This is a genomic window from Stenotrophomonas maltophilia group sp. RY12688 (assembly GCF_052149045.1).
GTDB lineage: Bacteria > Pseudomonadota > Gammaproteobacteria > Xanthomonadales > Xanthomonadaceae > Stenotrophomonas > Stenotrophomonas sepilia.
On record NZ_CP197389.1, the window covers coordinates 1,376,865 to 1,388,048 of the forward strand.

Annotated in this window: 7 protein-coding genes; 3 read left to right on the forward strand and 4 right to left on the reverse strand. The window is 67.3% G+C overall.

Annotated elements, in window-relative coordinates; genetic code table 11:
* Positions 1-45: 45 nt before the first annotated feature.
* Entirely contained in the window at positions 46-924 is an 879-nt protein-coding gene (locus tag ACS0OT_RS06355; protein WP_442256089.1) for a tetratricopeptide repeat protein, read from the reverse strand.
* Positions 925-1,264: 340 nt separating this feature from the next.
* Between ACS0OT_RS06355 and asnB the strand changes: the two genes are divergently transcribed.
* Entirely contained in the window at positions 1,265-2,956 is a 1,692-nt protein-coding gene (gene asnB, locus ACS0OT_RS06360) for an asparagine synthase B (protein WP_164093680.1), read from the forward strand.
* Between the two features lie 101 nt (positions 2,957-3,057).
* Positions 3,058-4,446: a cation:proton antiporter domain-containing protein gene (locus ACS0OT_RS06365; protein WP_065177427.1), complete on the forward strand. Its 1,389-nt coding sequence runs from the start codon at positions 3,058-3,060 to the stop codon at positions 4,444-4,446.
* A gap of 82 nt (positions 4,447-4,528) precedes the next feature.
* On the opposite strand, the gene ACS0OT_RS06370 is transcribed toward ACS0OT_RS06365, so the two are convergent.
* Positions 4,529-6,856, reverse strand: a complete 2,328-nt coding sequence (locus ACS0OT_RS06370; protein WP_442256090.1) for a penicillin acylase family protein — start codon at positions 6,854-6,856, stop codon at positions 4,529-4,531.
* Between the two features lie 125 nt (positions 6,857-6,981).
* On the opposite strand from ACS0OT_RS06370, the gene bfr reads away from it, so the two are divergent.
* Complete coding sequence (gene bfr / locus ACS0OT_RS06375; RefSeq protein WP_005415872.1) at positions 6,982-7,470, forward strand: bacterioferritin; 489 nt, start codon at positions 6,982-6,984, stop codon at positions 7,468-7,470.
* A 378-nt stretch (positions 7,471-7,848) separates the two neighbouring features.
* On the opposite strand, the gene parC is transcribed toward bfr, so the two are convergent.
* Together parC and ACS0OT_RS06385 are read right to left on the reverse strand one after the other, a co-directional pair.
* Positions 7,849-10,092: a DNA topoisomerase IV subunit A gene (gene parC, locus ACS0OT_RS06380; protein ID WP_005415873.1), complete on the reverse strand. Its 2,244-nt coding sequence runs from the start codon at positions 10,090-10,092 to the stop codon at positions 7,849-7,851.
* A gap of 59 nt (positions 10,093-10,151) precedes the next feature.
* Positions 10,152-11,033 (reverse strand): helix-turn-helix domain-containing protein, encoded by an 882-nt coding sequence (locus ACS0OT_RS06385; RefSeq protein WP_005415874.1) that lies wholly within the window; start codon positions 11,031-11,033, stop codon positions 10,152-10,154.
* Positions 11,034-11,184 lie beyond the last annotated feature (151 nt).

Here is an 11,184-nt window from a genome sequence, read left to right on the forward strand (position 1 = left end):
GGGCGATCGTTGGTCGGCACGCCCCCCGCCGGAGCTACATCTCTACTATTCTGAAAAAAGGAAGAACGGCGGCTCGACCGCCTTCTTCCAGTAACTCGGCGCGGCCATGTAGAAGTGCTGTGCTTCGGCCCTGGCGAACCAGCGCGCGGCTGCGTCGGTGTCCTTCTCCACGCCGGGCGCGCCGCGGCCCAGCAGCAGTCCGGCGAAGTACTTGCCGAACACACTGCCTTTCTCGCCAGCGCGCTGGTACAGCTGCAGCGCACGCGCCGGATCGCGTGGCAGGCCTACGCCCTGTTCCAGCAGCGCGCCCAGATCGACCTGTGCGTCGGCATCGCCACGCTCGGCGCGACGCTGGATCTGCGCAACCCGCGGATGCACGGTGTCACCCTGTGCGGCGACCGCATCCGGCAGTCGTGACGATGAACTCGGATAGCGCTCGTAGATCATTCCGCGCAGGTCCCAGCGCAGTGCCTGCTGCGCGTCGCCTTGCTGGCGATAGGCCTTGGCGAGTTCGTGGAACGCATAGGGATTGCCGTGGTAGGCGGCCGCCAGATAGGCACGTTCACCGCGTCGCCAGGACGCGCGCAGCACCGGTGCCGGGTTGATGTGGGGGCTGTCGGCATGGCGCAGCGTGCCGGAGATCCAGATCCTGCCCAGTGCTTCTTCCGCCCTGGTGTTGTGGAAGGTCCACGGCGTGACCGCTGCGGCGCGCTCGTAGTAGGCGATGGCGCGCGGATCGTTGAAGCGCTCGAAGGTCTGCGCGGTATCAAAGGCACCCTCGAAGCTGCCATCGGCGCCGCGTTGTTCCAGACCCTGCAGCTGAGCCGGCGGCAGGGGCGACGGACGGGGCGGGGTCTGGCAGGCGGCCAGGCCCAGGCAGAGCAGGGCGGCCAGCGCGGCTCTGCGTCCAGTGCGGTGTTGCATTTCCATTACACGTTTCGCGGCGGGCCATTATGCGCGCGGGGAGTGGTTGCCAACGCAACGGTTGCGCCGTGCCGGAAACCGGGGTAGGGTCGATGCCATGTCGATCCGCCTGGCCACCGCCGTCAATAACAACAACCGCAATAATCTGCGCGCGAATAATCGTGCGCGGCCGATGCGGGACTGCGCCCTGGGTAGATAGACAGCAACACACGCCCGGACACCAGAAAACCCGCATCGGTCGATGCGGGTTTTTTTTGTGCCCGGGCGCAGCCCCACCCGGGCCTGGATGGCCGGTCGAACACCCTCCCACCCGTGAAATTCCCCCAACAGGAGCTCCCCCATGTGTTCGATCTTCGGAATCTTCGGCCTGCAGGCCGGTGACGATCTTCCGGCCCTGCGCCGCCATGCGCTGGAACTGTCGCAGCGCCAGCGCCACCGCGGCCCGGACTGGAGCGGCGTGTATCTTGACGAAGGCGCGCTGCTGGTCCACGAGCGGTTGGCCATCGTCGACCCGGCCGGCGGCTCGCAACCACTGCTGTCGGCCGACGGCCAGCTGGCGCTGGCGGTCAACGGCGAGATCTACAACCACCAGCAACTGAAGGCCGCACTGACCACCGCCTATGACTTCCAGACCGGTTCGGACTGTGAAGTGATCAATGCGCTGTACCGCCAGGGCGCTTCGCCGGCGCAGTGGCTGGAGCAGCTCAATGGCATCTTCGCATTCGCGCTGTGGGACCGTGGTGCCGGTCGTGTGCTGGTGGCGCGCGACCCGGTCGGCGTGGTGCCGCTGTACTGGGGCCACGATGCCCAGGGACGCCTGCGCGTCGCCTCGGAAATGAAGGCACTGGTCGATACCTGTGCCGACGTCGCGCAGTTCCCGCCGGGCCACTATTTCGACAGTGCCAGTGGTGAGCTGGTGCGCTACTACCAGCAGCCGTGGCGCGACTACGCTGACGTGCAGGGTCGCCAGGCCGATCTGGCCGAACTGCGCCAGGCCTTCGAGCATGCGGTGGAACGCCAGCTGATGAGCGATGTGCCGTACGGCGTGCTGTTGTCTGGTGGCCTGGACTCGTCGCTGGTGGCGGCGGTGGCCGCGCGCTATGCACGCCGTCGCATCGAGGATGGGGGGCAGACCGAAGCCTGGTGGCCGCGCCTGCACTCGTTCGCGATCGGCTTGAAGGGCTCTCCCGATCTGGCCGCTGCCGCCATCGCCGCCGAAGCGCTGGGCACCGTGCATCACGGCTTCGAGTACACCTTCGAGGAGGGCCTTGATGCACTGCCGGAAGTGATCCGCCATATCGAGACCTACGACGTCACCACCATCCGCGCATCGACGCCGATGTTCCTGCTGGCACGGCGGATCAAGGCCATGGGGGTGAAGATGGTGCTTTCCGGCGAGGGCAGCGACGAGATCTTCGGTGGTTACCTGTACTTCCACAAGGCGCCGGATGCGCGTGAGTTCCACGACGAGCTGGTGCGCAAGCTCGACGCGCTGCACAACTACGACTGCCTGCGCGCCAACAAGTCGATGATGGCCTGGGGTGTGGAGCCGCGGGTGCCGTTCCTGGATCGCGAATTCCTCGATGTGGCGATGCGCTTCGACGCCGCGCACAAGATGGTCGGTGCAGGCTTTGGTAGCCGCCGCATCGAGAAGGCGGTGCTGCGCGAGGCGTTCGATGGCTACCTGCCGGACAGCATCCTGTGGCGGCAGAAGGAGCAGTTCAGCGATGGCGTTGGCTATGGCTGGATCGATGGGCTGAAGGCGCATGCCGAAGCTCAGGTGAGCGACCGTGTGCTGGCAGCGGCCGACAAGCGCTTCCCGCACAACCCGCCGCAGACCAAGGAGGCCTACTACTACCGTCATCTGTTCGAGCAGTTCTTCCCGAGCCGGGCGGCCGCCGAGACCGTGCCGGGTGGCAAGTCCATCGCCTGCTCGTCGCCAGCGGCGATCGCGTGGGATGCCAGCTTCGCCGCTGCTGCAGATCCGTCGGGGCGTGCGATCGCTGGCGTGCACGAGCAGGCACTGGCGTAAGCCCCGAAAAGGGGCCGGAGGGGGGCCGGGGCGCTTGTGCCACCAACGACTTAATCCCCTCCGTCCCCTTTTTGTATGATCGCCCCCCTGCACATTGGGGAATGTTCATGGACGTACACAGCGGGGGCCAGGTGCCACCGACGAAGTGGGGATGGCGCTACCTGGCCTGGGCCGGGGTCCCGCTGCTGGTCGGCGTGCTGCTGGCCCGTTATGCCGGGCCGGCGGCGCCCGAAGCTGTTGCCCGTGCCACGGCCACGGCTGAAGCCACCTGGGTGCAGCATCTGGCGTCGCCGCTGGGCCTGTTCCTGCTGCAGCTGCTGGTGCTGCTGCTGGTGGCCAAGGGCGCAGGCGCGCTGCTCAAGCACTTTGGACAACCGGCGGTGATCGGCGAGATGGCCGCCGGCCTGATGATGGGCCCATTGATGCTCGGCAGCCTGTTGCCGCCGCTGCATGGAGCCCTGTTCCCGCCCAGCTCGCTGGGCCCGCTGGGCATGCTCAGCCAGTTGGGTGTGCTGATGTTCCTGCTGGTGGCCGGTGCCGAGCTGGACCTGGCGGCGCTGCGTGGACGCCGGCGTTTCGCCTTTACGGTCAGCCATGCCGGCATCGCGGTGCCGTTCGTGCTTGGCGTCGCCCTGGCGATCTGGCTGTACCCGCAGCACGGCCCACAGGGGGTGGGCTTCACGGCATTCGCACTGTTCGTCGGCATTTCGATGAGCATCACCGCCTTCCCCGTGTTGCTGCGCATCCTTGCCGATCGCGGCATCACGCAGACCCCGCTGGGTCAGACCGCCATCGCCTGCGCTGCATTGGGTGATGCCACCGCGTGGTGCCTGCTGGCGCTGATCGTGGCCGCCGCCCAGGCCAGCGGATGGCTGCCGGCCAGCCTCAACCTGCTGTGCGTGGTCGCGTTCGTGGCGCTGATGCTGGGGCTGGTGAGGCCGTGGTTCGCCCGCCAGCAGATCGCGCCGGGCCGTGAGGGGCGGTGGCTGTTGGGCACCCTGCTGCTGTCGCTGGCCAGTGCCCTGGTCACCGAGATGCTCGGCATCCATGCGCTGTTCGGTGCGTTCGCAGCGGGCGTGGCGGTGTCGTCCAATGTGCAGTTGCGCGAGCTGCTGATGGCGCGCGTCGAACCGTTCGCGGTGACGCTGCTGCTGCCGCTGTTCTTCGCCATGACCGGCCTGCGCATGCGCGCCGATACACTGCAGGCCAGCGATGGCCTGTTGTGCGTGGTGGTGATCGCGGTAGCCACGACGGGCAAGCTGCTGGGCACCTTCAGTGCCGCACGCAGTGCCGGCATGCCCGCCCGTGAGGCGTGGCGGCTGGGTGCACTGATGAACACCCGTGGCCTGATGGAGCTGATCGTGCTCAACCTGGGCTACGAACTTGGCCTGCTCGGTGACCGGCTGTTCGCCGTGCTGGTGATCATGGCGCTGGTGACAACGGCGATGACTGGGCCACTGTTGAACCTGATCGAGCGGCGTAGGGGCTGAGCGTTGAACGGTAGTGCCGGCCGCTGGCCGGCAACCTCATGATGCTGGATGCACCTGCATGGATGCCGGCCAGCGGCCGGCACTACCGCGCTGGCACCAGCGTCATGGTGTGCTGCGCCTTGCCGGGCAGGAACGGCGTCGGCCGGCCATGCACCCAGTCTTCGTGGCCGGCACCCCAGTAGGGCGACAGTGGATGCCCACTCTGGCCGCCGGGCATGTGCACGATGCCGTCGGCCTCGTGGCCCGGTGAAACCACCATGCGCTCGGAAGCGCCGAAGTTCGGCGTCTGCACGCGCGGCATGTCGCGGTCGCCGGGCAGGCGGTCGGCCGGCATGCACAGCCAGTGTTTGGCGATGTCCGGCAGCGCCCGTGCGATGGGGTGGCAGATCGCCGCCGTATTGCGTTCGCCCCAGCTGCGCTTGGCCAGTGGGCCCTGCCTGGCCAGCTCGCTCTCGGTACGGCGTGCGGCGTCGATCAGTAGTGCATCCCAGCTGTCGAAGGCCGGTGGCAGCAGATTGGCCGGCCGCTGCTGCAGCATCGGCCAGGCCACGCCTTCCAGCTGCGCCAGGCGCGGCTCCAGATAGTCATCGCCCAGCTGCGCATTGGCCGGTGCCAGCAGTGCATCGGACAGTGTGTTCATCACCTGCGTACGGAACTCACGCACCACCCGGTAGCTGACCGAGCTGGCCGAGGCACGGCCGCCCCATTGATGGCTGGCCTCCTTCAAGCGCTTCAGTGCAGGGTCGTCACTGCGTTCGATGACGTCGTGCAGCAGCGCCCACCAGCGCTGCAGGAACACCGCGCGATCGTCGAGCTGGATCGCCAGCAGGTCGTGTTCATCGAAGCGCTCCTGGATCGCCAGCAGGTCGCGGATCTGCCGCGCACGGGCACCCAGGTCATAACCGCCATTGCCGACGGTAGCCAGCGCCTCGCCGTCGAGGACGCGGCCGTTGGCGGTCCACAGGCGATGGTTGGGGGGATCGATCAATGCCGGCGAGGCATCGCTGCGGATCGGCCAGGGGGCGCAGTCCTGGTTGTGGGCGGCGTTGAAGCCGGCCGGCGCGCAGCCCGGACCGCGATCCGGGCGGGCGCCGATCAGGCGCCAGGCGATGCGTCCGCTGCGGTCGCCGATCACCAGGTTCTGTGCGGGAATGCCGGCGTGGTCGGCGAACTGCAGGGCTGCGTCCAGATCACCGGCGCGGGCCAGGTCACCGAAGTCCAGGCGCACCGCACCGGGCAGCTGGGCGACCCAGCGCAGCGCGTCGCCGCTGCCATCGGCATGCGTGTGCAGGATCGGTCCCCAGGCGGTTTCGCGTACCGGGAACCGCACATCGGCCTGGCCGGCCACCGCAATCCGTTCTTCATGCACCGTCACTGCGGCATTGGCCGGTTCGGTGCGGTAGTCCGCCGTGTCAATGTAGCTGTTGGTGAAACCCCAGGCGACGTGCCCGTTGCTGCCGACGATCACGGCCGGAAGGCCCGGCAGCGAGAAGCCGGTGACGTCGACCTGGCCGCCAGCGGCCTGCGGGTCGGGGTAGCGCAGGCGCACGCGGAACCACAGGCTGGGTGCGCGCAGGCCCAGGTGCATGTCGTCGGCAACAATGGCGCGGCCGTCGGCGGTGAGCGCACCGGCCACCGCGAAGTTGTTGCTACCGACGGCGTCGGCTTCTTCCTGCCCGGTGCCCGGTTTTCCCTTCAGCGTGCGCAGGTCCAGCTGGCTGGCATCGGGCAGCGTGGCGTTGCCGGTCGGTTCGCCGAACAGCGGTGCATCCCATTCAGTGCCGTCGTGGGCGATCAGTGCGTACAGCGCCGACGGCACCACCGCGCGGATGCGGCTGAGCGCAAGCTCGGTCTGGTTGCCGGGATCCTGCAGGTCGGCGTACATGGCCAGCCCGGTCAGCACGCTGTCGCTGGCCTGCCAAGGCTGCGGTGACTGCCGCAGCAGCAGGTACGCCCACGGCCGCACGGAGAGGTCGGCAAGGCCTTCGTTGACGCCGTCCACGTAGGCGCGCACGGCGTCGCCGTTGTCGCCCAATGCAGCGTCCATGTGTGCCTCGGTGCGTGCGCGCAAACGGTGCACGCGCATGCGCTTGTCGGCGTCGATGGCCTTCGGTCCGAACAGTGCGGACAGTTCGCCGGCGGCGCTGCGGCGCATCAGGTCCATCTCGAAGTAGCGTTCCTGCGCGTGTATGCGGCCGAGTGCGCGCATCGCGTCGGCCTGGCTGCCGGCCGTGATGGTGACCACGCCCAGCGCATCGCGTTCGAGGGTGACCGGCTTCGCCAGTCCCGGCAACGCATGCTCGCCGTCCAGATCGGCCAGGCTGCCGCGCAGCAGCAGCCACAGCACCAGGGCGGTGACCAGGACGATGGCGATCAATACGCCCAGCACCCAACGCCATGTACGTCGCATCGCACGTCCTTTCCGAACTCGTGGGCCGATTGTAGCCGCAGGCGCAACTGCGACTGATTCCGATTAGATCACCGTATTCTGAAATGCGGCACCCTATGCCACATCGATTCACAGGAGCCCCCCCCATGAAAGGCAACCCGGACGTCATCGCCTGCCTGAAGGAACTGCTGCGTGGCGAGCTCGCTGCCCGCGACCAGTACTTCATCCATTCCCGCCGCTACGAGGATCAGGGCCTGTTCGCACTTTACGAACGCCTGAACCACGAGATGGAAGAGGAAACCCAGCACGCCGATGCGCTGCTGCGCCGGATCCTGTTCCTGGGCGGCGACCCGGACATGCGCCCGCATGCCACCGAGCCGGGCAAAACCGTCGAAGAGATGCTGCAGAAGGATCTCGACACTGAATACGCCGTTCGGAACAATCTCGCCGCCGGCATGAAGCTGTGCGAGGAGAAGGGCGACTACGTGAGCCGCGACATCCTGCTGGCGCAGTTGAAGGACACCGAAGAAGACCACGCCTGGTGGCTGGAACAGCAGCTGGGCCTGATCAAGCGCATCGGCCTGGAGCTGTACCAGCTGAGCAAGATCGACGGCAGCGGCGCCCCGGCGCACTGAGCCGGCACCCCGATCCGGTAGGGCCGACTGTTAGTCGGCCGCTCTCCAAAGGGCAGCCGACTAACAGTCAGCTCTACCAGACGAAGCACAGCGTTCTGTCGCCCGCCAGCACCGGAGCACCGCCAGCCAGCCTTCGCCCGCCAGCTGCTCCACCGCCCGCCAGCCGACAACGAAAAAGCCGGGGAATCCCCGGCTTTTTCGTGTCTGGGGTCAGATCCGTTTTCGACGAAAACGGCTCTGACCCCATTGGGATGGAAATCGCCAACCGAGGTTGGCGTGGACCGGGGTAATGCGTGTCAACCAATGTTGACACCTGCCAGGGGCGGTGTCCGGGGTCAGAGCCCTTTCCGGTGGAAAGGGATCCGACCCCGGTGCTCCTCACTCCACCGACAACCCTTCCACCTTCTGCCAGCCGCGCGGCAGCAGGTGGCCGCGGGTGGCGCGGGCGCCGAGGTAGGCGTCGAGCTCGTTGAACTTCAGCCCCATCGTGCGCTGGCCGGCGCGGACCTGCAGGGTCTGCCCCGGGCTGATCGCCACGATGGCGACCACGCGTTCGGTGGCGAGCTTGGCCTTCGGGATCTCGATGATCTTGTTGCCCTTGCCCTTGTCCAGTTCCGGCAGGTCGTTGGCGGCGATCGCCAGCAGGTTGCCGGAGCTGGTCACTGCAACGATGCGGTCGGTGGCGACGTTGGCCACTGCCGACGGGGTCAGCACCGACGAACCTGCAGACAGGTTCAGCATCGCCTTGCCGGCCTTGTTGCGGCCGATCAGGTTCTCGAAGCGGGTGACGAAGCCATAACCGTGGCTGGAGGCCAGCACGAAGCGGGTGTCCGGCTCGGCGCTGGCCAGGGTCACGAAGCTGGTGCCCGGTGCCGGCGAGAAGCGGCCGGTCAGCGGTTCACCATTGCCACGCGCGGAGGGCAGGGTGTGCACCGGCGTCGAGTAGGCGCGGCCCTCGCTGTCGAGGAACGCGACCTGCTGGGTGCTGCGTGCGCGCACCGCGCCCTGCAGTCCGTCGCCTTCACGGTAGGACAGGGCAGATGCATCGACGTCGTGGCCCTTGGCGGCACGGATCCAGCCCTTCTCCGACAGCACCACGGTCATCGGTTCGCTCGGCACCAGCTCGGTCTCGTCGATGGCCTGCGCCGCCTGGCGCTGCACCAGCGGCGAACGGCGTGCGTCGCCGAACTTCCTGGCGTCGGCGGTCAGTTCATCGCGGATCAGCTTCTTCAGCTTGGCTTTGCTGTCGAGGATGCCGAGGATCTTCTCGCGCTCCTTGGCCAGCTCTTCCTGCTCGCCGCGGATCTTCATCTCTTCCAGGCGGGCCAGCTGCTTCAGCTTGGTTTCCAGGATGTACTCGGCCTGTTCCTCGGACAGTCCGAAGCGCGCGATCAGCGCCGCCTTCGGTTCGTCCTCGGTACGGATGATGTGGATCACCTCGTCCAGGTTGAGGAAGGCGACCAGCAGGCCTTCCAGCAGGTGCAGGCGGCGCTCGACCTTCTGCAGGCGGTGCTGCAGGCGGCGGGTGACGGTGTTGCTGCGGAAGGTCAGCCATTCGCTGAGCAGCGTCTTCAGGTTCTTCACCTGCGGACGGCCGTCCAGCCCGATCACGTTGAGGTTGACGCGGTAGCTGCGCTCCAGGTCCGTAGTGGCGAACAGGTGGCCCATCAGCTGGTCGGCGTCGACCCTGTTCGAACGCGGCACCAGCACCACGCGCACCGGGTTGGCGTGGTCGGATTCATCGCGGATGTCTTCCAGCCACGGCAGCTTCTTGGCGCGCATCTGTGCGGCGATCTGCTCGATCACCTTCGACGGCGACACCTGGAACGGCAGCGCCGTGATCACGATGTTGCTGGCTTCCTTGGTGAAGGTCGCGCGTGCACGCACGCTGCCGTTGCCAGTCTCGTAGATGTTGCGCAGGTCATTGGCCGCAGTGATGATCTCGGCGCTGGACGGGTAGTCCGGGCCCTGCACGTGTTCGCACAGGTCGCGCACGGTGGCGTCGGGGTTGTCCAGCAGGTGCAGCAGCGCGCTGACGATCTCGTTGAGATTGTGCGGCGGCACGTCGGTGGCCATGCCCACGGCGATGCCGGTGGTGCCGTTGAGCAGCAGGTGCGGCAGCCGCGCCGGCATCCAGGTCGGCTCCTGCAGGGTGCCGTCGAAGTTCGGTGCCCAGTCGGTGGTGCCCTGGCCCAGTTCGCCCAGCAGCACTTCGGCGATCGGGGTCAGCTTGGATTCGGTGTATCGCATCGCCGCGAACGACTTCGGGTCGTCGCTGGAGCCGAAGTTGCCCTGGCCCTCGATCAGCGGGTAGCGGTACGAGAACGGCTGCGCCATCAGCACCAGCGCCTCGTAGCACGCGCTGTCGCCGTGCGGGTGGTATTTACCGATGACGTCGCCGACGGTGCGCGCGGACTTCTTCGGCTTGGACGCGGCATTCAGGCCCAGCTCGCTCATCGAATAGATGATGCGGCGCTGCACCGGCTTCAGGCCGTCGCCGATGAACGGCAGGGCACGGTCCAGGACCACGTACATCGAGTAGTCGAGGTAGGCGCGTTCGGCGTACTCGCGCAGCGGCAGTTGTTCGAATCCGTGGAACACGGGGCGGGCAAGTTCGGTCATGCGGCGTTGTTACCTATGTCGGGAGGCGGCGACGGCGGTCGCCGCTCGCAATCCTGTGATTATCCGGATGCGGCGGGGGATGCCAAGCCGCGCGCAGGGTCCAGCCCGGTTTCCAGGCCGTGGCCGGCCCGCGCCAGGTAGCGCCCCGGTGGCAGCCCGAAGTGGCGGCGGAACACGGTGACGAAGGCGCTGGCGCTGCTGAAGCCCAGTGCGTGGGCGATGTCGGCGACGCTGCGGCCATCGGTCAACTGGCGCAGGGCTTCGGAGAGCCGGGCCTGCTGCCGCCACTGGGCGAAGCTGAGCGTGGTCTCGTCGCGGAAGTGGCGGGTCAGGCTGCGCGGTGACAGGCCGGCCCAGTGCGCCCATTCGGCCAGGCTGCGTTCGTCGGACGGGTCGGCCAGCAGCTGCGAGGCAATCTTCAGCAGGCGCCGGTCATGCGGCATCGGCAGGTGCATGCGCTGGCGTGGCGCTGTGCGGATCTCGTCCACCAGCACCTCGATGATGTGCTGGCGTTCGGAGGTGGTGTCGTAGCCCGGTGGCCAGTCACAGATGCGGTCGGCGAGCGCCTGCGCCAGCTTGGACAGGCCCAGCACGCAGGGATCGGAGGGCAGGGTGGCGCAGACCGGAGCCGCCAGCGCCATGCCCCAGCCACGCAGGGGGCCGTCGAGGGTGACCGTGTGCGGCTCCAGCGGTGGCATCCAGCCGGCCGAGCCCGGCGCCAGCGACCAGGTGCCGTGCGAGGTACGGGTGGTCAGCAGGCCGCGCTCGACGCAGATCAGCTGCGCGCGCTGGTGATGATGCCAATCCACTTCACGGACCAGCCCTTGCGGGCTGTCGAAACGAAAACCGACCACCGGGGGACCGTCGTTGCGCTCGAACCAGTCCAGTGCCTCGTCCCTGAGCAGGCGTCTGGGAGCGGGGATTTCTGCCTTGTTCATCATGTCTGCTGGCTGAAATGTGTCATCCATTGGCTAGATTGTACTACCGGGCCACCTGGCCAGGTCATTAAGGTAGGCGCCTTCACTGATCCAGCCCACTGCTGCAACACAGCATTCGATGCCAGATCAAATATTTCCATTGAGAAATATTTTT

What these genes read in the sequence shown, in the direction of transcription:
- ACS0OT_RS06385 (WP_005415874.1), bottom strand. Translation starts at nt 11,033, where the DNA reads ATGATGAACAAGGCAGAAATCCCCGCTCCCAGACGCCTGCTCAGGGAC.
- asnB (WP_164093680.1), top strand. Translation starts at nt 1,265, where the DNA reads ATGTGTTCGATCTTCGGAATCTTCGGCCTGCAGGCCGGTGACGATCTT.
- ACS0OT_RS06355 (WP_442256089.1), bottom strand. Translation starts at nt 924, where the DNA reads ATGCAACACCGCACTGGACGCAGAGCCGCGCTGGCCGCCCTGCTCTGC.
- parC (WP_005415873.1), bottom strand. Translation starts at nt 10,092, where the DNA reads ATGACCGAACTTGCCCGCCCCGTGTTCCACGGATTCGAACAACTGCCG.
- ACS0OT_RS06370 (WP_442256090.1), bottom strand. Translation starts at nt 6,856, where the DNA reads ATGCGACGTACATGGCGTTGGGTGCTGGGCGTATTGATCGCCATCGTC.
- bfr (WP_005415872.1), top strand. Translation starts at nt 6,982, where the DNA reads ATGAAAGGCAACCCGGACGTCATCGCCTGCCTGAAGGAACTGCTGCGT.
- ACS0OT_RS06365 (WP_065177427.1), top strand. Translation starts at nt 3,058, where the DNA reads ATGTTCATGGACGTACACAGCGGGGGCCAGGTGCCACCGACGAAGTGG.